The organism is Enterobacter cloacae complex sp. ECNIH7 (genome assembly GCF_002208095.1).
Classification (GTDB): domain Bacteria; phylum Pseudomonadota; class Gammaproteobacteria; order Enterobacterales; family Enterobacteriaceae; genus Enterobacter; species Enterobacter cloacae_M.
On sequence record NZ_CP017990.1, the window covers coordinates 3,731,381 to 3,756,339 of the forward strand.

Annotated in this window: 16 protein-coding genes, 1 tRNA gene and 3 rRNA genes; 9 read left to right on the forward strand and 11 right to left on the reverse strand. The window is 54.0% G+C overall.

The window, feature by feature from the left end; translation table 11 throughout:
* Positions 1 to 172: 172 nt before the first annotated feature.
* Positions 173 to 1,792 carry an L-aspartate oxidase gene (gene nadB, locus WM95_RS18295; protein WP_047173867.1) on the forward strand — a complete coding sequence of 540 codons (1,620 nt, stop codon included), beginning with the start codon at positions 173 to 175 and terminating at the stop codon, positions 1,790 to 1,792.
* Here nadB and trmN read toward each other — a convergent pair.
* A complete protein-coding gene (gene trmN, locus WM95_RS18300) occupies positions 1,777 to 2,514 on the reverse strand; it encodes a tRNA(1)(Val) (adenine(37)-N(6))-methyltransferase TrmN (RefSeq protein ID WP_063408957.1) in 738 nt (245 codons plus the stop codon). The two genes, nadB and trmN, sit on opposite strands and share 16 nt — an antisense overlap.
* 132 nt (positions 2,515 to 2,646) lie before the next feature.
* Here trmN and srmB point away from each other — a divergent pair, with 132 nt between their 5' ends.
* Positions 2,647 to 3,975 (forward strand): ATP-dependent RNA helicase SrmB, encoded by a 1,329-nt coding sequence (gene srmB / locus WM95_RS18305; protein WP_023308854.1) that lies wholly within the window; start codon positions 2,647 to 2,649, stop codon positions 3,973 to 3,975.
* 50 nt (positions 3,976 to 4,025) lie between these two features.
* On the opposite strand, the gene grcA is transcribed toward srmB, so the two are convergent.
* Positions 4,026 to 4,409 carry an autonomous glycyl radical cofactor GrcA gene (grcA, locus tag WM95_RS18310; protein WP_029741127.1) on the reverse strand — a complete coding sequence of 128 codons (384 nt, stop codon included), beginning with the start codon at positions 4,407 to 4,409 and terminating at the stop codon, positions 4,026 to 4,028.
* Positions 4,410 to 4,723: 314 nt separating this feature from the next.
* Between grcA and ung the strand changes: the two genes are divergently transcribed.
* On the forward strand, positions 4,724 to 5,413 hold the full coding sequence (gene ung / locus WM95_RS18315) for a uracil-DNA glycosylase (protein WP_023308856.1): 690 nt from the start codon (positions 4,724 to 4,726) through the stop codon (positions 5,411 to 5,413).
* Positions 5,414 to 5,461: 48 nt separating this feature from the next.
* Here ung and WM95_RS18320 read toward each other — a convergent pair whose 3' ends face one another.
* Positions 5,462 to 6,592, reverse strand: coding sequence for a tRNA/rRNA methyltransferase (locus WM95_RS18320; RefSeq protein ID WP_029741125.1), 1,131 nt, complete (start codon positions 6,590 to 6,592; stop codon positions 5,462 to 5,464).
* 204 nt (positions 6,593 to 6,796) lie between these two features.
* Here WM95_RS18320 and trxC point away from each other — a divergent pair, with 204 nt between their 5' ends.
* The 5 genes from trxC (at position 6,797) to WM95_RS18350 (ending at position 12,518) form a co-directional block, all read left to right on the forward strand.
* On the forward strand, positions 6,797 to 7,216 hold the full coding sequence (gene trxC / locus WM95_RS18330) for a thioredoxin TrxC (RefSeq protein WP_023308858.1): 420 nt from the start codon (positions 6,797 to 6,799) through the stop codon (positions 7,214 to 7,216).
* Positions 7,217 to 7,285: 69 nt separating this feature from the next.
* Positions 7,286 to 7,984: a tRNA-uridine aminocarboxypropyltransferase gene (gene tapT / locus WM95_RS18335; protein ID WP_045355292.1), complete on the forward strand. Its 699-nt coding sequence runs from the start codon at positions 7,286 to 7,288 to the stop codon at positions 7,982 to 7,984.
* 35 nt (positions 7,985 to 8,019) lie between these two features.
* Positions 8,020 to 10,683 carry a bifunctional acetate--CoA ligase family protein/GNAT family N-acetyltransferase gene (locus WM95_RS18340; RefSeq protein WP_063408958.1) on the forward strand — a complete coding sequence of 888 codons (2,664 nt, stop codon included), beginning with the start codon at positions 8,020 to 8,022 and terminating at the stop codon, positions 10,681 to 10,683.
* 110 nt (positions 10,684 to 10,793) lie between these two features.
* Entirely contained in the window at positions 10,794 to 12,149 is a 1,356-nt protein-coding gene (gene pssA, locus WM95_RS18345) for a CDP-diacylglycerol--serine O-phosphatidyltransferase (protein WP_023308861.1), read from the forward strand.
* A 45-nt stretch (positions 12,150 to 12,194) separates the two neighbouring features.
* Positions 12,195 to 12,518, forward strand: a complete 324-nt coding sequence (locus tag WM95_RS18350; RefSeq protein WP_045399407.1) for a YfiM family lipoprotein — start codon at positions 12,195 to 12,197, stop codon at positions 12,516 to 12,518.
* Here the strand turns inward: WM95_RS18350 and WM95_RS18355 are convergent.
* The 8 genes from WM95_RS18355 to rluD form a co-directional block, all read right to left on the reverse strand.
* A complete protein-coding gene (locus tag WM95_RS18355; RefSeq protein WP_045355288.1) occupies positions 12,515 to 13,810 on the reverse strand; it encodes an MFS transporter in 1,296 nt (431 codons plus the stop codon). The genes WM95_RS18350 and WM95_RS18355 overlap by 4 nt on opposite strands.
* Positions 13,811 to 14,019: 209 nt before the next feature.
* Positions 14,020 to 14,135: ribosomal RNA gene (rrf, locus tag WM95_RS18360) — 5S ribosomal RNA — on the reverse strand.
* A 73-nt stretch (positions 14,136 to 14,208) separates the two neighbouring features.
* A 23S ribosomal RNA gene (locus WM95_RS18365) occupies positions 14,209 to 17,113 on the reverse strand.
* Positions 17,114 to 17,295: 182 nt separating this feature from the next.
* Positions 17,296 to 17,371: transfer RNA gene (locus WM95_RS18370), tRNA-Glu, on the reverse strand.
* 84 nt (positions 17,372 to 17,455) lie between these two features.
* A 16S ribosomal RNA gene (locus WM95_RS18375) occupies positions 17,456 to 18,997 on the reverse strand.
* Together the 16S, 23S and 5S rRNA genes with 1 tRNA gene alongside form the textbook arrangement of a ribosomal RNA operon.
* Before the next feature lie 427 nt (positions 18,998 to 19,424).
* Positions 19,425 to 21,998, reverse strand: a complete 2,574-nt coding sequence (clpB, locus tag WM95_RS18385) for an ATP-dependent chaperone ClpB (protein WP_023308864.1) — start codon at positions 21,996 to 21,998, stop codon at positions 19,425 to 19,427.
* A 129-nt stretch (positions 21,999 to 22,127) separates the two neighbouring features.
* Positions 22,128 to 22,859, reverse strand: a complete 732-nt coding sequence (gene yfiH / locus WM95_RS18390) for a purine nucleoside phosphorylase YfiH (protein ID WP_059445711.1) — start codon at positions 22,857 to 22,859, stop codon at positions 22,128 to 22,130.
* On the reverse strand, positions 22,856 to 23,836 hold the full coding sequence (gene rluD / locus WM95_RS18395) for a 23S rRNA pseudouridine(1911/1915/1917) synthase RluD (RefSeq protein ID WP_023308866.1): 981 nt from the start codon (positions 23,834 to 23,836) through the stop codon (positions 22,856 to 22,858). The genes yfiH and rluD overlap by 4 nt, the downstream gene beginning before the upstream one ends.
* 131 nt (positions 23,837 to 23,967) lie before the next feature.
* On the opposite strand from rluD, the gene bamD reads away from it, so the two are divergent.
* Entirely contained in the window at positions 23,968 to 24,705 is a 738-nt protein-coding gene (gene bamD, locus WM95_RS18400) for an outer membrane protein assembly factor BamD (protein ID WP_023308867.1), read from the forward strand.
* Positions 24,706 to 24,959: the final 254 nt, after the last annotated feature.

Here is a 24,959-nt window from a genome sequence, read left to right on the forward strand (position 1 = left end):
CACAAAATCTGACGCTAACGATCTGCTTCGCAAAATAATTTCACTCATTTACCCTCCGTTTACCTCCGCTTACGCGTTTAGCCATTGCGACAGAATCTAAAAAAATACGTGCGATATATCGCATTCAGGTGCTATTCTGCCCCAACACTGTTTAGTAAATTAAACAACAATCATGAACACAACACCTGAACTCCATTGTGATGTACTGATCATCGGCAGCGGTGCTGCCGGTCTCTCTCTGGCGCTGCGCCTGGCCGAGCATCAAAACGTAATCGTTCTGAGTAAAGGACCGATAAGTGAAGGTTCCACGTTTTATGCCCAGGGTGGCATTGCCGCCGTGTTTGATGAGACAGACAGCATTGCGTCTCACGTCGAAGATACGCTCATTGCCGGAGCAGGGATCGTGGATGCACACGCCGCAGAGTTTGTCGCCAGCAATGCCCGTCACTGCGTTCAGTGGCTCATCGACCAGGGCGTCTTGTTCGATACTCAGGTTCAACCCAACGGTGAAGAGAGCTACCACCTGACTCGCGAAGGCGGCCATAGCCACCGCCGCATCCTGCACGCAGCGGATGCCACCGGCAAAGAAGTAGAAACCACGCTGGTCAGCAAAGCGCTGAGCCATCCTAATATTCGGGTTCTCGAGCGAAGCAACGCCGTTGACCTGATCATTTCTGACAAGATTGGCCTGCCCGGCACGCGTCGCGTGGTGGGCGCCTGGGTCTGGAACCGCAATAAAGAGAAGGTGGAGACCTGTCAGGCGAAGGCTGTGGTGCTGGCGACGGGCGGCGCCTCCAAGGTGTATCAATACACCACGAACCCGGACATTGCCTCCGGCGACGGTATCGCGATGGCCTGGCGCGCTGGCTGCCGGGTGGCGAATCTCGAATTTAATCAGTTTCACCCCACCGCCCTGTTCCATCCCCAGGCGCGCAACTTCCTGCTGACGGAAGCCCTGCGCGGTGAAGGCGCTTATCTGAAACGCCCTGACGGCTCCCGCTTTATGCCCGACTTTGACGCCCGGGGTGAACTGGCCCCGCGTGACATCGTTGCCCGCGCCATCGATCATGAAATGAAGCGTCTTGGCGTGGACTGCATGTATCTCGATATCAGCCATAAGCCAGCAGAGTTCATTCGCCAGCATTTCCCGATGATTTACGAGAAGCTGCTCAACCTTGGCATTGATTTAACGCGCGACCCGGTGCCCATTGTGCCAGCGGCGCACTATACCTGCGGTGGCGTGATGGTTGACGACCATGGGCGTACTGACGTAGACGGTCTGTATGCTATCGGTGAGGTCAGCTATACCGGACTTCACGGCGCGAACCGTATGGCCTCTAACTCGCTGCTTGAGTGTCTGGTGTACGGCTGGTCGGCGGCGGAAGATATAACAAAGCGCATGCCTTACGCCCGCGAGACAGAGCACCTGCCAGCCTGGGATGAAAGCCGCGTGGATAATCCGGACGAGCTGGTCGTGATCCAGCATAACTGGCATGAGCTACGGCTATTTATGTGGGACTACGTGGGGATTGTGCGCACCACGAAACGCCTGGAACGCGCCTTGCGCCGCATCACCATGCTGCAGCAGGAAATTGATGAGTATTATGCCAACTTCCGCGTATCCAATAACCTGCTGGAGCTGCGCAATCTGGTGCAGGTGGCCGAGCTGATTGTCCGCTGCGCGATGATGCGTAAAGAGAGCCGCGGGCTGCACTATACCCTGGACTACCCGGATCAGCTTGCTGAGTCCGGCCCGTCGATACTCGCCCCGCAGGTTTACATAAACAGATAAAACGCCTGGGTCAGAGCAGTGTAATCTTCGGAATAACGCTGGTCTGGCCCACGGATCACCATCCGGTCATTAAAGCATTCACCCTCTTTTGGCGAGAGCGCCAGCAGCACGCGGTGCGGCAGTCGTCCTTCCGTATCCGAAATATCGGTACGCAGACGTAACGTCCAGCCGATCTCCTGCGCGATGCCGATAAACGTGTTGCCGGTACTCTCAGGCAGGACCACACAGAAAAAACCTTCTTCGGAGATGAGTTCTGCCGCACTGGTGAGCAGCGCTTTATGATCGAGGGAGCCGGTATAACGCGCCTGTTCACGCTCGGGTGTCCCGCACTCAACGCCGGGTTTGTAGTAGGGAGGGTTGCTGACGATCAGATCGTAACGCGCGGTTTGTTCAGGCGCCCAGGCGAGCACATCTGCGCATTCCACTTTCATTCGGGCTGCCCAGGGAGATTCGGCCATATTGTCACTCGCCTGCTCTGCGGCCTGCGCATCCAGTTCGACGGCATCAATGATGACATGTTCTTCCGTACGCTGCGCCAGCATCAGCGCCACCAGCCCGCTACCGGTACCGATATCAAGAATACGCTTAACACCTGCGACAGGCGCCCACGCTCCCAGTAAAATACCGTCTGTACCGACCTTCATGGCACAGCGATCGTGAGCGACAAAAAACTGTTTAAACGTAAAACCATCGCGGCGCAGCTGCGCTTTGAGTTGAGACATGTCAGAGCAACCTTCTAAGTGAAACTGGAGTAGCATAGGGGAAAGCGAAGTGACCGAAAAGCGATATCCATACAAACAGATGAAGATTACAGCCGTAACGTCTATAATCAGCGCCCCACACAGAGGTAGAACATGACTGTAACGACTTTTTCCGAACTTGAACTCGATGAAAGCCTGCTCAATGCACTTGAGAGCAAAGGCTTTACACGCCCGACCGCCATTCAGGCAGCGGCCATTCCGCCTGCGCTTGAGGGCCGCGATGTGCTCGGTTCTGCGCCAACCGGCACGGGGAAGACAGCAGCCTATTTGCTGCCTGTGTTGCAGCATCTGCTCGACTTTCCGCGTAAAAAATCTGGCCCGCCGCGTATTTTGATCCTGACGCCTACGCGCGAACTGGCAATGCAGGTTGCCGATCACGCGCGTGAACTCGCGGCAAATACTCATCTGGATATCGCTACCATCACCGGTGGCGTTGCGTACATGAACCACGCCGAAGTGTTCAGCGAAAACCAGGACATCGTCGTTGCGACGACGGGCCGCCTGCTGCAGTACATTAAAGAAGAGAACTTCGACTGCCGCGCGGTTGAAACGCTGATCCTCGATGAAGCCGACCGCATGCTGGACATGGGCTTCGCTCAGGATATCGAGCACATTGCTGGCGAGACGCGCTGGCGTAACCAGACGATGCTGTTCTCTGCCACCCTCGAAGGGGAAGCGATCAAAGACTTCGCAGAGCGTCTGCTGGAAGATCCGGTGGAAGTCTCGGCGACGCCGTCCACCCGTGAGCGTAAGAAGATCCACCAGTGGTACTACCGCGCGGATAACCTTGAGCACAAGGTCGAATTGCTGAAACACCTGCTCAAACAGGAAGATGCTCTGCGCACAATCGTATTTGTGCGCAAGCGCGAGCGCGTGCACGAGCTGGCTGAAATGCTCCGTAACGCCGGGATCAACAACTGCTATCTTGAAGGCGAGATGGCGCAGATCAAGCGTACCGAAGGGATTAAGCGACTGACCGATGGTCGCGTTAACGTGCTGGTTGCAACTGACGTTGCCGCTCGCGGGATCGACATCCCTGACGTCAGCCACGTTATTAACTTCGATATGCCGCGCAGCGGCGATACCTACCTGCACCGTATTGGTCGTACCGGCCGCGCGGGCCGCAAAGGCATTGCGATTTCACTGGTCGAAGCGCATGACTACCTGCTGCTGCAGAAAATTGGCCGCTATGTTGACGAGCCGCTGAAAGCACGCGTGATTGACGAACTCCGCCCGACCACGCGTGCGCCGAGTGAAAAGATGACGGGTAAACCGTCCAAGAAAGCGCTCGCAAAACGTGCTGAGAGAAAAGAGAAAGAAAAAGAGAAACCGCGCGTGAAGCAGCGCCACCGCGATACCAAAAATATTGGTAAGCGCCGTAAGCCAAGCTCTGCCGCACCAGAGACGAAAACTGAAGAGTAAAAAAAAGCCGGGGAAATCCCCGGCTTTTTTATTCCCCCCTGCTGAAGCCGTTACAGGCTTTCAGTAAAGGTACGGGCGATAACGTCGCGCTGCTGTTCTGGAGTCAGTGAGTTAAAGCGAACCGCATAGCCAGACACGCGGATGGTCAGCTGTGGGTATTTTTCTGGGTGCTCAACGGCATCCATCAGCGTTTCGCGGCGCAGCACGTTAACGTTCAGATGCTGACCCCCTTCCACGCGCACTTCAGGCTGCACTTCCATAGGAACTTCACGGTACTCAATTTCGCCCAGTTTGTTTACCGGTACGATTTCATCTTCAGCAAAACCCGCTTTCGCAACGACGCAGCGCGCTTCGTTCTTCTCGCTGTCCAGCAGCCAGAAAGAATTGAGCAGATCGTCATTTGCAGCTTTAGTAATCTGGATACCTGTAATCATGTGTTGCCTCCCTTAGGCTACATTAACTGGTGTCGGCCTCTTGCGGCCAATTGGTAAAACCATTGTTTCTTGTGTGTATATATAACATTCACACCCCGGTGATTTATTGATTTAAATCAACAAAAACACCAACCACATAAAGAGTGTGGTTTGAATTTATTGTTTCAGATCAATTTCACAGTTTTACCAATTCAACTTACCCTGCATCTTTTCAAAATAAATTTAGCCACTTAGCACGTATTTCAGCGCGTAATTTTGCTCACCGGAGTGAAACAGGTAAGCTAGTCAGAGATTGAGATTCGCAGGAGAGCGAGATGACGACACCTTTAACCTGGCATGACGTGCTGGCAGAAGAAAAGCAGCAGCCTTATTTTATCAATACGCTCAGCACCGTTGCCGCTGAGCGTCAGTCCGGACAGACGATTTACCCGCCGCAGAAAGACGTGTTCAACGCCTTTCGCTACACCGAACTGAGCGATGTGAAAGTGGTCATTCTGGGTCAGGATCCCTATCACGGCCCCGGGCAGGCGCATGGGCTGGCGTTTTCCGTTCGTCCGGGCGTGGCTATACCCCCTTCTCTGCTCAACATGTATAAAGAGCTTGAAGCAACCGTGCCCGGTTTTACCCGGCCAAACCACGGTTACCTGGAAAGCTGGGCGCGCCAGGGCGTGCTGTTGCTGAATACGGTGCTTACCGTACGGGCGGGTCAGGCGCACTCGCACGCCAGTCTGGGCTGGGAGACGTTTACCGATAAAGTCATCAGCCTTATCAACGAGCATCGTGAAGGGGTGGTGTTTTTACTCTGGGGTTCTCACGCGCAGAAGAAAGGGGCGATTATTGACCGTCAGCGTCATCACGTGCTGAAAGCACCGCACCCGTCACCGCTGTCTGCGCATCGCGGTTTCTTTGGCAGTAATCATTTTGTTCTGGCGAATGAATGGCTGGAAAAACGTGGCGAAAAGCCAATTGACTGGATGCCTGTATTACCGGCAGAGAGCGAGTAGTTTGAGTTTGTATGCCCGGTTCACCGGGCATACAAAAAGCACAATGGATTATGCCTTATTCTGGCGCCACCATTCGGCCAGCAGTACGCCGGTCGCAACGGATACGTTCAGACTTTCCACATTGCCTGTTCCGTCGATAGAGACGCTCAGATCCGCACTGGAGAGCGCCGCGTCAGACAGACCATCACGTTCCTGACCCAGCACCAGCACCATTTTGCGCGGCAGCGTCGCTTTAAACAGCGGCGTACCGGCATGGCTCGAGGTAGTCACGATGGAATAACCCGCTTTACGGAACTGCTCGAGGGCGTCCAGCACGCTGTCGCCGGTGATCGGCTGTACGTGCTCGGCTCCGCCTTCCGCAGTACGGATCGCGGCGCCGGATTCCAGCAGCGCGGCATCCTGCAACAGCACGCCTTTCACGCCAAAGTGCGCGCAGCTGCGCATCATTGCGCCCAGGTTGTGCGGGTTGCCCACATCTTCCAGGGCCAGCACGCAGTCATCGGCATCCGCCTGGCTGACCCACTGCTGCACGGTCGTGCCGTTACGCTTTTTGATCAGGAAGCAGACGCCGCCGTGGTGTTCAGTACCGGACGCTTTGGTCAGCTCAGCATCATCAACCACGTGGTAGGCTTTACGGTTCGCAGCCATCCAGCGCAGCGCTTCTTTGAAGCGCGGGGTCACGCTCTGGATAAACCAGGCGCGGACGATACACTCAGGACGGCTCAGGAACAGCGCCTGGCATGCGTTCTCGCCATACACGCGGGTCTCTTCCGCACGCTGACGGCGCAGCACTTCCGGGTCGATAAAGCTTTTACCGCTGATACCGCCGTGATCGGCTTTTTCCGGCGTCTCATCGCCAGGGGCGCGAGAAACGGTGCGCCACGGGGAGGCGTTATCACGTGAGAAGTCATCGCGCGGACGATCGTCGCGTGGACGGTCACTGCGTGGGCGGTCGGAACGCGGACGGTCATCGCGTTTGCGATCGTCACGTTTGCGGTCATCACCGCGGTTATTTCTGTCATCGCGGGCGGGGCGACGGCCACCGTCTGCACGAGAAGACGCCGGACGCCCGCCACCTTTTCCGGTACGCGGATTTTGGGTGCGTTTATCAGAGTCATCATCACTGCGGACATACATCACTTTGACCTTGCCGCTTTTGTTTTTCATTTCGTCGTTCATGCTTTTCTCCACCAGCGCTGCGCGAAGCGCGCAGATTACCCGATGTGCCAGCGCATAGCCATAATTTCGTACAAAAGCCTGTGACTATTGTTCTCATTGAATAAAACGCATTGTTGTTTCAAACAGGCTCATTGATAATATGTAACATATTAGAAACATTATCGGCGTTGTGCCGCTGTCCCACGGCTCTATCAGAGGTTAGTTATGAATACCGTATGTGCCAACTGTCAGGCTCTTAATCGCATTCCGGACGATCGGATGGAGGATGGTGCGAAATGCGGACGTTGTGGCCATGAATTATTTGATGGCGATGTCATTAACGCGACGGGTGCTACGCTGGACAAACTCCTCAAGGACGATCTTCCTGTCGTGATCGATTTCTGGGCGCCATGGTGCGGCCCATGCCGTAGCTTCGCGCCGATCTTCGAAGATGTGGCCGAAGAGCGCAGCGGAAAAATGCGGTTCGTTAAGGTCAATACCGAAGCCGAACCCGAACTGAGCGCCCGTTTTCGTATTCGCAGCATACCGACCATTATGATTTTTAAAAATGGTGAAGTGATCGATATGCTCAACGGCGCGGTTCCAAAAGCGCCTTTTGAAAGCTGGTTAAACGAGTCTCTGTAACATTCTCGGGGCACGTCTTGTGCCCCGCTCCCGCCTCTGCGAAAATAGCGTTTTTCCTGCATTTCGCCCATGACTGATAACGCCGTTCTTAAATTACGCGCCGAACGCCTTGCGCGCGCCACCCGACCGTTCCTCGCCCGAGGCAACCGTATTCGCCGCTGTCAGCGCTGCCTGCTGCCGCTGAAGGTTTGTCTGTGCGAGACGCTGGCACCGAGTACGGCACAAAGCCGTTTTTGTCTGGTCATGTTCGATACCGAGCCGATGAAACCCAGCAATACGGGGCGTCTTATTGCCGATATTCTGCCGGATACCGCCGCGTTTCAGTGGTCTCGTACAGAACCCCCTCAGGCGCTGCTCGATTTAGTTACAAACCCCGACTACCAGCCAATGGTGGTATTCCCGGCGTCCTACGCGGGAGAACAGCGTCAGGTTCTTTCTGCGCCGCCGTCCGGTAAACCACCTCTGTTTATCATGCTGGACGGTACATGGACCGAAGCGCGAAAAATGTTTCGCAAAAGCCCCTATCTCGACGCGCTGCCGGTCATTTCTGTCGATCTTTCCCGCGTCTCCGCCTACCGCCTGCGTGAAGCGCATGCTGACGGGCAATACTGCACCGCCGAAGTGGCAATTGCGCTTCTGGATTTAGCGGGAGATACCGCTGCGGCTGGGGCTCTGGGCAACCATTTCTCATGCTTCCGGGAGCGCTATCTGGCGGGAAAAACCGTTCATAAGGGCAGCGTCACAGCGCCCGAGCCAGAAAGCGTTTAAAATCATCAGGTCGCTTGCATTCACAGGAGGCCTGCATGAGCCAGCGAGGGTTAGAAGCGCTACTTCGTCCTAAATCCATTGCCGTTATCGGCGCATCAATGAAACCGGATCGTGCTGGCTATCTGATGATGCGCAATCTGCTGGCCGGGGGATTTAATGGCCCCGTCATGCCCGTCACACCGGCGTATAAGGCGGTTCAGGGAGTGCTTGCATGGCCTGATGTACAGAGCCTGCCTTTCGTGCCGGATCTTGCCGTACTCTGTACGAACGCGAAGCGCAACCCCGAGCTGCTGGAATCGCTCGGCAAGAAAGGGTGTAAAACCTGCATTATTCTCTCGTCTCCGCCTGAACAGAAAGCCGAGCTTCTGGCCTGCGCCAGCCGCTATCAAATGCGCATTCTCGGGCCAAACAGTCTGGGCCTGCTCGCCCCCTGGCAGGGGCTGAATGCCAGTTTCTCCCCGGTTCCAATCCGCAAAGGCAAACTGGCGTTTATCTCGCAGTCGGCTGCGGTATCGAACACCATCCTCGATTGGGCGCAGCAGCGTGAAATGGGATTCTCCTACTTCATTGCCCTGGGCGACAGCCTGGATATCGACGTTGATGAGCTACTGGATTTTCTGGCGCGTGACGGCAAAACCAGTGCGATCCTGCTTTATCTTGAGCACCTCAGCGACGCGCGTCGTTTTGTCTCGGCTTCGCGAAGCGCTTCGCGCAATAAGCCGATCCTGGTGATCAAAAGCGGACGCAGCCCTGCGGCACAGCGTCTGCTGCATTCTCATTCCGGCATGGATCCCGCCTGGGACGCCGCCATTCAGCGCGCGGGGTTGCTGCGGGTACAGGATACGCACGAGCTTTTTTCCGCCGTTGAGACGTTAAGCCATATGCGCCCGTTGCGCGGTGAGAAGCTAATGATTGTCAGTAACGGTGCGGCCCCTGCCGCGCTCGCGCTGGACGAGCTGTGGCGGCGCTTCGGCAAGCTGGCAACGCTGAGTGAAGAGACGCTGCAGCGCCTGAAAGAAGCGCTTCCGACCAGCGTGACGCCCGGCAATCCGCTTGATTTGCGCGATGACGCCAGCAGCGACCGCTATATCAGGGCGATATCCATTTTGCTGGATAGCCAGGATTTCGATGCGCTGATGATTATCCACTCCCCCAGCGCGGTCGCGCCGGGCAGTGAAAGCGCGCGCGCGCTTATTGATACCGTGCGCAACCATCCACGCGGTAAATATGTTACCCTGCTCACCAACTGGTGCGGTGAGTTTTCCTCTCAGGAGGCACGGCGCTTGTTCAGCGAGGCCGGGCTGCCAACCTACCGCACGCCGGAAGGCACCATCACCGCATTTATGCATATGGTGGAATATCGCCGCAACCAGAAACAGCTGCGTGAGACGCCGGCTTTGCCGGGGAATCTGACGGCGAACACCGTCGACGTTCACCGGCTGTTGCAGCAGGCCATTGAAGAAGGCGCGACCTCGCTTGATACGCATGAGGTCCAGCCCATTCTGGGTAGCTACGGGATGCAAACCCTGCCGACCTGGATCGCCAGCGACAGCGCAGAGGCCGTGCACATAGCCGAACAGATTGGCTATCCGGTGGCCCTGAAGCTGCGTTCTCCGGATATCCCGCATAAGTCTGATGTTCAGGGGGTTATGTTATACCTGCGTACGGCGACTGAGGTGCAGCAGGCAGCTGATGCTATTTTCGACCGGGTAAAAATGGCCTGGCCGCAGGCAAGGATCCACGGATTGCTGGTGCAAAGCATGGCCAACCGCGCAGGAGCCCAGGAATTACGGGTGGTGGTTGAACACGATCCCGTCTTCGGACCGCTCATCATGCTGGGGGAAGGTGGCGTTGAGTGGCGCCCGGAGGAGCAGGCCGTGGTGGCGTTACCGCCGCTGAACATGAACCTGGCGCGGTATCTGATCATCCAGGCGATCAAAAGTAAAAAGATCCGTGGCCGGAGTGCGCTGCGCCCGCTTGATATTGCCGGGTTAAGCCAGTTCCTGGTGCAGGTCTCTAACCTGATTGTGGATTGTGCCGAAATCCAGCGGCTGGACATTCATCCGCTGCTCGCCTCGGGCAATGAGTTTACGGCGCTGGACGTGACCCTGGATATCGCACCATTCGAAGGAGACAGAGAGAGCCGTCTGGCGATCCGCCCGTATCCCCTGCAGCTGGAGGAGTGGGTTGAGATGAAGAATGGAGAACGCGCCTTGTTCCGCCCTATTCTGCCGGAAGATGAGCCCCAGCTGCGGGCCTTTATCTCTCAGGTCACGAAAGAGGATCTTTATTATCGCTATTTTAGCGAAATCAACGAATTTACCCACGATGATTTAGCCAATATGACCCAGATCGACTACGATCGAGAAATGGCGTTTGTTGCCGTTCGTCGCGCCGATAAGGGGGATGAGATCCTCGGCGTCACGCGTGCGATTTCTGACCCGGATAACGTCGATGCGGAGTTTGCGGTGCTGGTGCGCTCCGATCTTAAAGGCCTGGGTCTGGGGAGACGGCTGCTGGAAAAACTCATCAGTTATACGCGAGATCACGGATTGTTACGCCTTAATGGCATTACTATGCCTAACAATCGCGGTATGGTGACCCTGGCGCGAAAACTTGGGTTTGACGTTGATATTCAGCTGGACGAAGGTATTGTGGCCTTGTCCCTCAGTCTGAGATCAGCAGACAAACGCGAGTAAGCTACTGGAAATGTTACCCACTTTGGACGGGACTGGTGGTATCATTGTCCGCTTATGTTGTTTGCATGGTACAGACAACCCTTCAATGAACAGAGAAGAAACGCACTGTGATGTTGTCAAAATTTAAGCGTAATAAACATCAACAACACCTTGCTCAACTACCGAAGATTTCTCAGTCAGTTGATGATGTAGAGTTCTTTTACGCTCCCGCTCATTTTCGGGAGACGCTTCTGGAAAAGATTGCCAGCGCCACGCGACGCATTTGCATTGTGGCGCTCTATCTTGAACAGGATGAAGGCGGGCGCGGGATCCTGAACGCGCTCTATGAAGCCAAACGTCAGCGACCAGAACTTGATGTTCGCGTGCTGGTAGACTGGCATCGCGCTCAGCGTGGCCGTATTGGCGCTGCCGCCTCAAACACTAATGCCGACTGGTATTGCCGTACGGCGCAGGAAAATCCTGGCGTTGATGTGCCTGTTTATGGCGTCCCGGTAAATACCCGTGAAGCGCTCGGCGTCCTTCATTTCAAGGGGTTCATCATTGATGACAGCGTGCTGTACAGCGGTGCAAGTCTGAATGATGTTTACCTTCATCAGCTCGATAAATATCGCTACGACCGCTACCATCTGATCCGTAATCCGCAGATGGCCGATATCATGTTTAACTGGGTTGATAAAAATCTGGTCCATGGCCGTGGTGTTAATCGCCTTGACGATCCCGAGCGTCCTAAAAGCCCGGAAATCAAAAACGATGTTCGCGCCTTCCGTCAGGAGCTGCGTGATGCGGTCTATCATTTCCAGGGCGATGCGAACAACGAAGAGTTATCCGTTACACCGCTGGTAGGGCTCGGCAAATCAAGCCTGCTTAACAAAACGATCTTCCATCTGATGCCGTGTGCAGAGCAGAAACTTACCATCTGTACGCCGTACTTCAACCTTCCTGCCGTGCTGGTGCGTAATATCATTCAGCTGCTGCGCGACGGTAAAAAAGTGGAAATCATCGTTGGCGATAAAACTGCAAACGACTTCTTCATTCCTGAAGATCAGCCGTTCAAAATCATCGGTGCGCTGCCTTATCTCTACGAGATTAACCTGCGCCGTTTCCTGAGCCGTTTACAGTATTACGTAAACACTGACCAGCTGGTTGTGCGTCTCTGGAAAGATGAAGACAACACTTACCATCTGAAAGGAATGTGGGTCGACGATGAGTGGATGCTGCTGACCGGTAACAACCTGAACCCACGCGCGTGGCGACTGGATCTGGAAAACGCTATCCTAATCCATGACCCGCAGCATGAGTTAGCCGCAAAACGTGAACGTGAGCTGGAGCTGATTCGCACACATACCACTGTGGTGAATCATTACCGCGAACTGCAGAGCATTGCCGATTACCCGGTGAAAGTCCGCAAGCTTATCCGCCGCTTGCGTCGTATTCGTATCGACCGACTTATCAGCCGTATTCTGTAATGTCCAGGCCCTGCCACCCGCAGGGCTTTTTTATGGAGCCCGTTGATGCGTATTCCTCTGTTACTGAGCGTCCTTTTTCTGAGTGGCTGTAGCCATGTGGCCAACGATAACTGGTCTGGACAGGATAAAGCCCAGCATTTCCTCGCTTCCGCGATGTTGTCTGCAGCCGGTAATGAATATGCGCAGCATCAGGGATACAGCCGGGATCGCAGTGCGGCAATTGGGTTGATGTTCTCAGTCAGTCTTGGAGCATCAAAAGAACTGTGGGATAGCCGCCCCGCAGGGAGCGGCTGGAGCTGGAAAGATTTCGCCTGGGATGTCGCCGGCGCAACGACCGGCTATGCCGTGTGGCAGATGGCGCGCTATTAAAGTCGAATGCCTTTCCCTTTGCGATGCAGCATCAGGGAAACAACAAAGGCCAGTGCGCCCATTATCGTTACGTACCAGAAGAATGTCGTTTCACTTCCCCATGATTTAAGCGATAACGCAACGTACTCCGCCGATCCGCCAAACAACGCATTAGCTACCGCATAAGAGAGCCCTACCCCTAAAGCACGTACCTGCGCCGGGAACATTTCGGCTTTCAGTATTCCGCTAATAGAGGTATAGAAACTGACAATCACCATCGCCAGCATCACCAGCGCAAACGCGGCATACGGCGAAGTCACGTGCTGAAGGGCAGACAGAATAGGTACGGTACATAACGCCGACAGCCCGCCAAAAATCAGCATCGACGTTCGTCGACCGATTTTATCCGAGAGCGCACCGATAATAGGTTGTATGAGCATAAAGACAAATAGCGCCACGGTCATGACCACGCTGGCGACGTTGGCGTGCATACCGGTGGTGTTCACCAGGTACTTTTGCATATAGGTGGTGAACGTGTAGAAACTAAGAGAGCCGCCCGCGGTGAAGCCCAGCACCATCAGGAAAGCTTTGCGGTTACGCCATAACCCTTTGAATGTTCCAGCCTCCTTCAGCGTTCTGACTTCCTTCTGAGAGGTTTCATCTAACTGACGGCGTAGCCAAAGTGCGACAACCGCCAGTACTGCGCCCATCGCGAAAGGAATTCGCCATCCCCAGGCGTGAAGTTGTTCGTCCGTCAGGATTTGCTGCAGGATCACCACCACAAGAATGGCCAGCAGTTGACCACCAATCAGCGTGACATACTGGAATGAGGCGTAAAAACCTTTACGGCCTTCCAGTGCAATCTCACTCATGTAGGTCGCACTGGTACCGTATTCTCCGCCCACCGATAATCCCTGAAATAAGCGGGCCAGTAAAAGTAGCGCCGGTGCCCAGGTACCTATCGATTCATATCCCGGTAAGCAGGCGATCACCAGAGAACCAAAGCACATCATGCACACCGAGATCAGCATAGAAGTCTTACGGCCACGACGATCCGCAATGCGACCGAACAACCAGCCCCCGATGGGCCGCATTAAAAACCCTGCGGCAAAAACCCCCGCCGTTTGTAGCAGCTGCGTTGTGGTGTTGCCAGATGGGAAAAAAATATGTGCGAAGTAGAGTGAACAGAATGAGTAGACGTAAAAGTCGAACCATTCAACCAGATTCCCTGAAGAGGCGCTGACTATTGCCCATACCCTTCTTCGGGTATCACTGTTAGCCAGCGTCCCGTTTGATGTAATGCTTTCTGTCATTGTGATTATGCTCCTGCCATAAACAGCGGCGTATTGAGTCAGGAGACTCAATTACCTCGTAAATGAAATGTTATAATTTTGTTATAAATAACATTGCGACAGGGATCACACATTCCATTAGCAGGATAAGGGATTAAGAGGAAGGCCAGAGAGGATAAGCACAAAGCAAAAAACCCCGCACCTCACGGTGCGGGGTTCTTCTATTTGGTGCCTGGCAGTTCCCTACTCTCACATGGGGAGACCCCACACTACCATCGGCGCTACGGCGTTTCACTTCTGAGTTCGGCATGGGGTCAGGTGGGACCACCGCGCTAAAGCCGCCAGGCAAATTCTGTTAAATCTGTATCAGGCTGAAATTTGAATGTTCTGTCTCTTCGCCGAAACAGCTTCGGCGTTGTAAGGTTAAGCCTCACGGTTCATTAGTATCGGTTAGCTCAACGCATCGCTGCGCTTACACACCCGACCTATCAACGTCGTCGTCTTCAACGTTCCTTCAGGACCCTTAAAGGGTCAGGGAGAACTCATCTCGGGGCAAGTTTCGTGCTTAGATGCTTTCAGCACTTATCTTTTCCGCATTTAGCTACCGGGCAGTGCCATTGGCATGACAACCCGAACACCAGTGATGCGTCCACTCCGGTCCTCTCGTACTAGGAGCAGCCCCCCTCAATTCTCCAGCGCCCACGGCAGATAGGGACCGAACTGTCTCACGACGTTCTAAACCCAGCTCGCGTACCACTTTAAATGGCGAACAGCCATACCCTTGGGACCTACTTCAGCCCCAGGATGTGATGAGCCGACATCGAGGTGCCAAACACCGCCGTCGATATGAACTCTTGGGCGGTATCAGCCTGTTATCCCCGGAGTACCTTTTATCCGTTGAGCGATGGCCCTTCCATTCAGAACCACCGGATCACTATGACCTGCTTTCGCACCTGCTCGAGCCGTCACTCTCGCAGTCAAGCTAGCTTATGCCATTGCACTAACCTCCTGATGTCCGACCAGGATTAGCTAACCTTCGTGCTCCTCCGTTACTCTTTGGGAGGAGACCGCCCCAGTCAAACTACCCACCAGACACTGTCCGCAACCCGGATTACGGGTCTACGTTAGAACACCAGCCATTAAAGGGTGGTATTTCAAGGACGGCTCCACGCAGACTGGCGTCCACGCTTCAAAGCCTCCCACCTATCCTACACATCAAGGACCAGTGTTCAGTGTCAAGCTATAGTAAAGGTTCACGGGGTCTTTCCGTCTTGCCGCGGGTACACTGCATCTTCACAGCGAGTTCAATTTCACTGAGTCTCGGGTGGAGACAGCCTGGCCATCATTACGCCATTCGTGCAGGTCGGAACTTACCCGACAAGGAATTTCGCTACCTTAGGACCGTTATAGTTACGGCCGCCGTTTACCGGGGCTTCGATCAAGAGCTTCGCGTTGCCGCTAACCCCATCAATTAACCTTCCGGCACCGGGCAGGCGTCACACCGTATACGTCCACTTTCGTGTTTGCACAGTGCTGTGTTTTTAATAAACAGTTGCAGCCAGCTGGTATCTTCGACTGATTTCAGCTCCACCCGCAGGGGCTTCACCTACATATCAGCGTGCCTTCTCCCGAAGTTACGGCACCATTTTGCCTAGTTCCTTCACCCGAGTTCTCTCAAGCGCCTTGGTATTCTCTACCTGACCACCTGTGTCGGTTTGGGGTACGATTTCGTGTTACCTGATGCTTAGAGGCTTTTCCTGGAAGCAGGGCATTTGTTACTTCAGCACCGTAGTGCCTCGTCATCACACCTCAGCGTTAAAAGGTACCGGATTTACCTGGAACCTCCGCCTACATGCTTAAACCGGGACAACCGTCGCCCGGCTAACATAGCCTTCTCCGTCCCCCCTTCGCAGTAACACCAAGTACAGGAATATTAACCTGTTTCCCATCGACTACGCCTTTCGGCCTCGCCTTAGGGGTCGACTCACCCTGCCCCGATTAACGTTGGACAGGAACCCTTGATCTTCCGGCGAGCGGGCTTTTCACCCGCTTTATCGTTACTTATGTCAGCATTCGCACTTCTGATACCTCCAGCATGCCTCACAGCACACCTTCAACGGCTTACAGAACGCTCCCCTACCCAACAACGCATACGCGTCGCTGCCGCAGCTTCGGTGCATGGTTTAGCCCCGTTACATCTTCCGCGCAGGCCGACTCGACCAGTGAGCTATTACGCTTTCTTTAAATGATGGCTGCTTCTAAGCCAACATCCTGGCTGTCTGTGCCTTCCCACATCGTTTCCCACTTAACCATGACTTTGGGACCTTAGCTGGCGGTCTGGGTTGTTTCCCTCTTCACGACGGACGTTAGCACCCGCCGTGTGTCTCCCGTGATAACATTCTTCGGTATTCGTAGTTTGCATCGGGTTGGTAAGCCGGGATGGCCCCCTAGCCGAAACAGTGCTCTACCCCCGAAGATGAGTTCACGAGGCGCTACCTAAATAGCTTTCGGGGAGAACCAGCTATCTCCCGGTTTGATTGGCCTTTCACCCCCAGCCACAAGTCATCCGCTAATTTTTCAACATTAGTCGGTTCGGTCCTCCAGTTAGTGTTACCCAACCTTCAACCTGCCCATGGCTAGATCACCGGGTTTCGGGTCTATACCCTGCAACTTAACGCCCAGTTAAGACTCGGTTTCCCTTCGGCTCCCCTATACGGTTAACCTTGCTACAGAATATAAGTCGCTGACCCATTATACAAAAGGTACGCAGTCACACCACGAAGGTGCTCCCACTGCTTGTACGTACACGGTTTCAGGTTCTTTTTCACTCCCCTCGCCGGGGTTCTTTTCGCCTTTCCCTCACGGTACTGGTTCACTATCGGTCAGTCAGGAGTATTTAGCCTTGGAGGATGGTCCCCCCATATTCAGACAGGATACCACGTGTCCCGCCCTACTCTTCGAGTTCACAACCTGTGTGCTTTCGTGTACGGGACTGTCACCCTGTACCGTGCGACTTTCCAGACGCTTCCACTAACACACAAGCTGATTCAGACTCTGGGCTGCTCCCCGTTCGCTCGCCGCTACTGGGGGAATCTCGGTTGATTTCTTTTCCTCGGGGTACTTAGATGTTTCAGTTCCCCCGGTTCGCCTCGTTAACCTATGTATTCAGTTAACGATAGTGCAACGAATTGCACTGGGTTTCCCCATTCGGACATCGCCGGGTCAAAGGTTCATATCACCTCGCCGGCGCTTTTCGCAGATTAGCACGTCCTTCATCGCCTCTGACTGCCAGGGCATCCACCGTGTACGCTTAGTCGCTTAACCTCACAACCCGAAGATGTTTCACTTCTGATTGCGAAAATTTGAGAGACTCGAACACATCATTAAGATGTGTCGTTTCAATTTTCAGCTTGATCCAGATTTTTAAAGAGCAAATATCTCAAACGTCACCCGAAGATGAGTTTTGAGATATGACGGCCGGTGACTTTCACTCACGAACCAGCAAGTGGCGTCCCCTAGGGGATTCGAACCCCTGTTACCGCCGTGAAAGGGCGGTGTCCTGGGCCTCTAGACGAAGGGGACGTAAAGTCTCAATCGCAAGACGCCTTGCTATTTACTTTTCATCAGACAATCTGTGTGGACACTACAAAGGCAGGTTCTTTAAGGTAAGGAGGTGATCCAACCGCAGGTTCCCCTACGGTTACCTTGTTACGACTTCACCCCAGTCATGAATCACAAAGTGGTAAGCGCCCTCCCGAAGGTTAAGCTACCTACTTCTTTTGCAACCCACTCCCATGGTGTGACGGGCGGTGTGTACAAGGCCCGGGAACGTATTCACCGTAGCATTCTGATCTACGATTACTAGCGATTCCGACTTCATGGAGTCGAGTTGCAGACTCCAATCCGGACTACGACGCACTTTATGAGGTCCGCTTGCTCTCGCGAGGTCGCTTCTCTTTGTATGCGCCATTGTAGCACGTGTGTAGCCCTACTCGTAAGGGCCATGATGACTTGACGTCATCCCCACCTTCCTCCAGTTTATCACTGGCAGTCTCCTTTGAGTTCCCGGCCGGACCGCTGGCAACAAAGGATAAGGGTTGCGCTCGTTGCGGGACTTAACCCAACATTTCACAACACGAGCTGACGACAGCCATGCAGCACCTGTCTCAGAGTTCCCGAAGGCACCAAAGCATCTCTGCTAAGTTCTCTGGATGTCAAGAGTAGGTAAGGTTCTTCGCGTTGCATCGAATTAAACCACATGCTCCACCGCTTGTGCGGGCCCCCGTCAATTCATTTGAGTTTTAACCTTGCGGCCGTACTCCCCAGGCGGTCGACTTAACGCGTTAGCTCCGGAAGCCACGCCTCAAGGGCACAACCTCCAAGTCGACATCGTTTACGGCGTGGACTACCAGGGTATCTAATCCTGTTTGCTCCCCACGCTTTCGCACCTGAGCGTCAGTCTTTGTCCAGGGGGCCGCCTTCGCCACCGGTATTCCTCCAGATCTCTACGCATTTCACCGCTACACCTGGAATTCTACCCCCCTCTACAAGACTCTAGCCTGCCAGTTTCGAATGCAGTTCCCAGGTTGAGCCCGGGGATTTCACATCCGACTTGACAGACCGCCTGCGTGCGCTTTACGCCCAGTAATTCCGATTAACGCTTGCACCCTCCGTATTACCGCGGCTGCTGGCACGGAGTTAGCCGGTGCTTCTTCTGCGGGTAACGTCAATTGCTGAGGTTATTAACCTCAGCACCTTCCTCCCCGCTGAAAGTACTTTACAACCCGAAGGCCTTCTTCATACACGCGGCATGGCTGCATCAGGCTTGCGCCCATTGTGCAATATTCCCCACTGCTGCCTCCCGTAGGAGTCTGGACCGTGTCTCAGTTCCAGTGTGGCTGGTCATCCTCTCAGACCAGCTAGGGATCGTCGCCTAGGTGAGCCATTACCCCACCTACTAGCTAATCCCATCTGGGCACATCTGATGGCAAGAGGCCCGAAGGTCCCCCTCTTTGGTCTTGCGACGTTATGCGGTATTAGCTACCGTTTCCAGTAGTTATCCCCCTCCATCAGGCAGTTTCCCAGACATTACTCACCCGTCCGCCGCTCGCCGGCAAAGTAGCAAGCTACTTTCCGCTGCCGCTCGACTTGCATGTGTTAGGCCTGCCGCCAGCGTTCAATCTGAGCCATGATCAAACTCTTCAATTTAAGTTTGATGCTCGTGAATTAAACTTCGTAATGAATTACGTATGTTCACTCAGAGACTTGGTATTCATTTTTCGTCTTGCGACGTTAAGAATCCATGTCACTTTGAGTGCCCACACAGATTGTCTGATAAATTGTTAAAGAGCAGTGCCGCTTCGTTTTCGCTGCGGCGCGGGGTGTGCATATTACGCTTTCCCGCTTCAGAGTCAAGCGATTAATTTCGCTTTTCTCTGCTGACCCGGCGGCGTGTGTGCCGTTGTTCCGTGTCAGTGGAGGCGCATTATAGGGAGTTATTCCGAAGCCGCAAGGGTAAAGTGAAAATTATTTACTAACCGCTCACTTTCCAGGCAATATTTACTCCAGACCTCAATTTTCGCCTGGTTTTTAAACAAAAACGAGCCGCAAGCGGCTCGTTTTTGCGTTTTGTGACTTACTGCACTGCCACAATGCGATCGTCGTTGGCTTCCAGACGGATAACTTTGCCCGGAATCAACTCTCCGGAGAGGATCTGCTGCGCCAGCGGGTTTTCGATCTGCTGCTGGATAGCACGTTTTAATGGACGCGCACCGTACACCGGATCGTAACCATTCTCACTCAGCAGCTTCAGGGCCTCGTCGGAGATGTGAATTTCATACCCACGCTCTTCCAGACGTTTGTACAGACGCTGCAGCTGGATCTGTGCAATCGACGCAATATGTTTCTCACCCAGAGGATGGAATACCACAACTTCATCAATACGGTTGATGAACTCAGGACGGAAGTTATGGCTGACCACACCGAGCACCAGATCCTTCATATGGCTATAGTCCAGTTCACCGAAACGTTCCTGAATCAAATCGGAACCCAGGTTCGAGGTCATGATGACAACCGTATTACGGAAGTCGACCGTTCTCCCCTGCCCGTCGGTCAGACGACCATCGTCCAGGACCTGAAGCAGAATGTTGAACACATCCGGGTGCGCTTTTTCCACTTCATCCAGCAGGATGACGGAATAAGGGCGACGGCGAACTGCTTCCGTCAGATAACCACCTTCTTCATAACCTACGTATCCCGGAGGCGCACCGACCAGACGTGAGACGGAGTGTTTCTCCATAAACTCAGACATGTCGATACGCACCATCGCATCGTCGCTGTCGAACATAAAGTTAGCCAGCGCTTTACACAGCTCGGTTTTACCGACTCCCGTCGGCCCCAGGAACAGGAACGAACCAATCGGACGGTTTGGATCGGACAGCCCCGCTCGGCTACGGCGAATAGCGTTCGAAACCGCTTCAACCGCTTCGTTCTGGCCAATCACCCGATTATGGAGATCTTGCTCCATGCGCAGCAGTTTTTCACGCTCGCCTTCCAGCATGCGCGCCACCGGAATACCGGTCCAGCGAGCAAGCACTTCCGCGATTTCTGCATCCGTCACTTTATTACGTAACAGACGCATCGTTTTCCCTTCTGACTGCGTCGCTATCTCAAGCTGTTTTTCCAGCTCAGGAATTTTGCCGTACTGCAGTTCAGACATCCGCGCCAGATCGCCGACACGGCGAGCCTGCTCAATGGCAATTTTTGCCTGTTCAAGTTCAGCTTTAATGGTCTGAGTGCCGGAAAGGGATGCTTTCTCGGCTTTCCACTCTTCTTCCAGCTCAGAGTACTGGCGCTCTTTATCGTCCAGTTCTTCATTGAGCATATCCAGGCGTTTCTTACTGGCTTCATCAGACTCTTTCTTCAGCGCCTGCTGTTCCAGCTTGAGCTGAATGATGCGTCGGTCGAGTCGGTCCAGCTCTTCCGGTTTCGAGTCAATCTGCATACGAATGCTCGAAGCCGCTTCATCAATAAGGTCGATCGCTTTATCCGGCAGCTGGCGATCGGCGATATAACGATGTGAAAGCGTCGCCGCCGCAACGATAGCCGGGTCAGTGATCTGCACGTGGTGGTGCAGTTCATAGCGCTCTTTCAGACCACGCAGGATCGCGATGGTATCTTCAACGCTTGGCTCAGCAACAAACACTTTCTGGAAGCGACGTTCCAGCGCAGCATCTTTCTCAATGTACTGACGATACTCGTCAAGCGTGGTGGCACCAACGCAGTGAAGTTCACCACGCGCCAGCGCAGGTTTCAGCATGTTCCCGGCATCCATCGCGCCGTCCGCTTTACCCGCACCGACCATAGTGTGCAGTTCGTCGATAAACAGGATAACGTTGCCTTCCTGCTTCGCCAGATCGTTAAGCACCCCTTTGAGACGCTCTTCGAACTCGCCGCGGTATTTCGCACCGGCCACCAGCGCGCCCATATCCAGCGCCAGTACGCGGCGGCCTTTCAGGCCTTCCGGCACTTCTCCGTTGACGATACGCTGCGCCAGCCCTTCAACAATGGCGGTTTTACCGACACCCGGTTCACCAATCAGCACCGGGTTGTTCTTGGTACGACGCTGCAGTACCTGAATCGTACGGCGAATTTCTTCATCACGGCCGATAACCGGGTCAAGTTTGCCCTGTTCAGCACGCTCGGTCAGATCGACCGTAAATTTCTTCAAAGCCTGACGTTGGTCTTCGGCTCCCTGATCGTTCACGCTTTCACCTCCGCGCATTTTCTCAATCGCCTGAGTCACATTGGCGGTGGTCGCACCGGCAGATTTCAGCAGGTCGGTCAAGGTACCGCGTGATTCAAGCGCCGCCAGAACAAACAGCTCTGACGAAATAAAGTTGTCCCCACGTTTTTGCGCCAGCTTGTCGCAAAGATTCAGCACGCGCACCAGATCCTGAGACGGCTGAACGTCGCCGCCGGTACCTTCTACCTGCGGTAAACGGCTCAGCGCCTGATCGATAGCGGTGCGTAACTGGCCAGCATTAATGCCAGCGGACGTTAATAAAGGACGTACCGATCCCCCTTCCTGATTCAGCAAGGCGCTCATTAAATGAAGAGGTTCGATAAACTGGTTGTCGTGCCCCAGTGCGAGGGACTGGGCATCGGCGAGAGCAAGCTGGAATTTATTAGTAAGACGATCCAGACGCATAACTCCTCCCATAACAGGTCAAATTTGCTACTGGAGATTAAATGAGGTCATCCCTCAATTATTCAAGGTTAATGACCTGAATTATGTGAAAAGAAAACGGCACGTACCGGATCGTCTTGATTCTTTAGGTTATATCAGCCAAATGAAACTTGCCATACGCCCCGTGGTCTTGTCGCGACGATAGGAGAAAAAATCACCCTTTTCGGTGAATGTGCAGCGATCGCCGCCGAAGATCTGCGTCACGCCAACGTTATTCAGACGTTGACGGGCGAGCTGGTAAATATCGGCCAGATATTTATCTCCCGAAGGCAGGAAGGCTTCAACCGCTTGCGGATCTTTTTCCATAAAGGCTTCGCGAACCTCTGGCCCTACTTCAAAAGCGCGAGGACCAATGGCCGGGCCAAGCCAGGCCATAATATTGGCTGGCTCATCGCTAAAGCAGGCGACAGTTTCTTCGAGCACGCCTTCACATAGACCACGCCAGCCCGCGTGTGCTGCTGCCACCTCGGAACCTGCACGGTTACAGAACAGAACCGGCAGACAATCGGCGGTCATCACGGCACAAACGGTTCCCGGAGTATTACTGTAAGAGGCATCAGCGCGTTTAGAAGCATAGGGTTCTCCCGTCAACTTCAGCACCGCGTTACCATGAACCTGTTCCAGCCAGACCGGTTTTGACGGCAAGTTCCCCGCAGCAAACAAACGTCTGCGGTTCTCTTCAACATGTTCCAGGTTGTCGCCACAGTGCGCACCGAGGTTCAAAGACTCCCACGCGCCCTGGCTAACACCGCCAATACGGGTTGAACTACAGGCGGCCACGCCAGCAGGCAATGGCCACTCCGGGACAATCAGTTTGGTCATAACCAGTCCACTTGATCCTTATGTTCTTCGAAATCAGCACGCATAGCGTCGATAAGATCCACCATATCCTGCGGGATAGGCGCATGCCACTCCATCTGAATACCGGTGATAGGGTGGTAAAGACGCAGCATGGTCGCGTGCAGCGCCTGACGATCGAATTTACGCAATACGCTGATGAACTCATCCGATGCGCCTTTAGGTGGACGCGGGCGGCCACCGTAGACCTGATCCCCTACCAGCGGATGGGTAATGTGGGCCATATGCACGCGGATCTGGTGAGTACGTCCGGTTTCCAGACGCAGACGCAGGCGCGTATGAATACGGAAGTGCTCCATAATGCGATAGTGCGTCACCGCCGGTTTACCCATCGGATGCACCGACATATGGGTACGTTTAGTTGGGTGACGGCTGATTGGCTCTTCCACCGTTCCGCCAGAGGTCATATGCCCAATGGCTACCGCTTCATACTCGCGGGTGATTTCGCGCAGCTGCAGCGATTCCACCAGACGGGTCTGAGCTGGAACGGTCTTCGCCACCACCATCAAACCGGTGGTGTCTTTATCCAGACGGTGCACGATGCCCGCGCGCGGGACATCCGCGATCGGCGGATAATAATGGAGAAGTGCGTTAAGTACCGTACCGTCAGGGTTTCCCGCCCCCGGGTGAACAACCAGGTCGCGCGGCTTGTTGATCACCAGAATGTCATCATCTTCATAGACGATGTCCAGTGGGATATCCTGCGGCTCGAAGCGGATTTCCTCTTCGATTTCAGCATTGATGGCGACAGCTTCCCCACCTAACACTTTCTCTTTTGGTTTGTCCCAGATCTTGCCGTTTACCAGCACGCGCTGGTCAAGGATCCATTCTTTTATGCGTGAACGCGAATAATCAGGGAACAATTCGGCCAAAGCCTGATCTAAGCGTTGACCGAGCTGATTTTCGGAGACTGTTGCGGTGAGTTCTACTCGTTGTGCCATAAACTGCTTCTTCGTTTAACGTTGGGTTTTACGGCTTTGCCGTTTAATATAGTGTGCTATTGTAGCTGGTCTTAATCGGGAGCAGGAACAGAGTTTCTCCCGGACAAACATTTGAGGAAAGTCAAAACGTCATGACGCGCATGAAATATCTGGTGGCAGCGGCCACGTTGAGCCTGGCTTTGGTGGGCTGCTCCGGTTCAAATGAACAGGTCCCTGACAATCCGCCGAATGAAATCTATGCGACTGCACAACAAAAGTTGCAGGACGGTAACTGGAAACAGGCGATAACGCAACTGGAAGCGTTGGATAATCGCTATCCATTTGGTCCGTATTCGCAGCAGGTACAGTTAGATCTCATCTACGCATACTATAAAAATGCCGATCTGCCGCTGGCTCAGGCAACCATCGATCGTTTCATGCGTCTGAACCCGACTCATCCTAACATCGACTACGTGATGTACATGCGCGGCCTCACCAACATGGCGCTGGACGACAGTGCGCTGCAGGGCTTCTTCGGCGTGGATCGTTCCGACCGTGACCCGCAGCATGCGCGTGATGCCTTCAATGACTTCTCCAAACTGGTGCGCGGCTATCCGAACAGTCAGTACGTGACTGACGCCACCAAACGTCTGGTGTTCCTGAAAGATCGTCTGGCGAAATATGAATACTCTGTAGCGGAATACTATACCCGTCGTGGCGCATGGGTTGCCGTGGTTAACCGCGTAGAAGGTATGCTGCGTGATTATCCGGATACTCAGGCAACGCGCGATGGCCTGAAGCTGATGGAAAATGCTTACCGTCAGATGCAGATGACCGCTCAGGCTGAAAAAGTGGCGAAAATCATCGCCGCGAACAGCAGCAACACCTGATATTGCCTCAATGCAAAACGGCAGCTCGAAGGCTGCCGTTTTTTTATTCATTTTAGCGCGTCGCTGAAGCGCTTAAGCCCCAACACATCCAGTCAACTATGGCCCCAATTTTTACCTTCGACAAGGTAAATCTCACTTCTTCCTGCCCAGCCTCACAAAAAAGATTCCCTGACAAAAACCGACAAAATAACGTGATCTAAATCACACATTTTGACATTAGGTCGGGTATGCTGGAATCACCAAGACGGAAAGAC

Bases quoted from the DNA above. Each gene is read 5' to 3' on its own strand.
- nadB (WP_047173867.1), top strand. From the start codon at position 173: ATGAACACAACACCTGAACTCCATTGTGATGTACTGATCATCGGCAGC.
- trmN (WP_063408957.1), bottom strand. From the start codon at position 2,514: ATGTCTCAACTCAAAGCGCAGCTGCGCCGCGATGGTTTTACGTTTAAA.
- srmB (WP_023308854.1), top strand. From the start codon at position 2,647: ATGACTGTAACGACTTTTTCCGAACTTGAACTCGATGAAAGCCTGCTC.
- grcA (WP_029741127.1), bottom strand. From the start codon at position 4,409: ATGATTACAGGTATCCAGATTACTAAAGCTGCAAATGACGATCTGCTC.
- ung (WP_023308856.1), top strand. From the start codon at position 4,724: ATGACGACACCTTTAACCTGGCATGACGTGCTGGCAGAAGAAAAGCAG.
- WM95_RS18320 (WP_029741125.1), bottom strand. From the start codon at position 6,592: ATGAACGACGAAATGAAAAACAAAAGCGGCAAGGTCAAAGTGATGTAT.
- trxC (WP_023308858.1), top strand. From the start codon at position 6,797: ATGAATACCGTATGTGCCAACTGTCAGGCTCTTAATCGCATTCCGGAC.
- tapT (WP_045355292.1), top strand. From the start codon at position 7,286: ATGACTGATAACGCCGTTCTTAAATTACGCGCCGAACGCCTTGCGCGC.
- WM95_RS18340 (WP_063408958.1), top strand. From the start codon at position 8,020: ATGAGCCAGCGAGGGTTAGAAGCGCTACTTCGTCCTAAATCCATTGCC.
- pssA (WP_023308861.1), top strand. From the start codon at position 10,794: ATGTTGTCAAAATTTAAGCGTAATAAACATCAACAACACCTTGCTCAA.
- WM95_RS18350 (WP_045399407.1), top strand. From the start codon at position 12,195: ATGCGTATTCCTCTGTTACTGAGCGTCCTTTTTCTGAGTGGCTGTAGC.
- WM95_RS18355 (WP_045355288.1), bottom strand. From the start codon at position 13,810: ATGACAGAAAGCATTACATCAAACGGGACGCTGGCTAACAGTGATACC.
- clpB (WP_023308864.1), bottom strand. From the start codon at position 21,998: ATGCGTCTGGATCGTCTTACTAATAAATTCCAGCTTGCTCTCGCCGAT.
- yfiH (WP_059445711.1), bottom strand. From the start codon at position 22,859: ATGACCAAACTGATTGTCCCGGAGTGGCCATTGCCTGCTGGCGTGGCC.
- rluD (WP_023308866.1), bottom strand. From the start codon at position 23,836: ATGGCACAACGAGTAGAACTCACCGCAACAGTCTCCGAAAATCAGCTC.
- bamD (WP_023308867.1), top strand. From the start codon at position 23,968: ATGACGCGCATGAAATATCTGGTGGCAGCGGCCACGTTGAGCCTGGCT.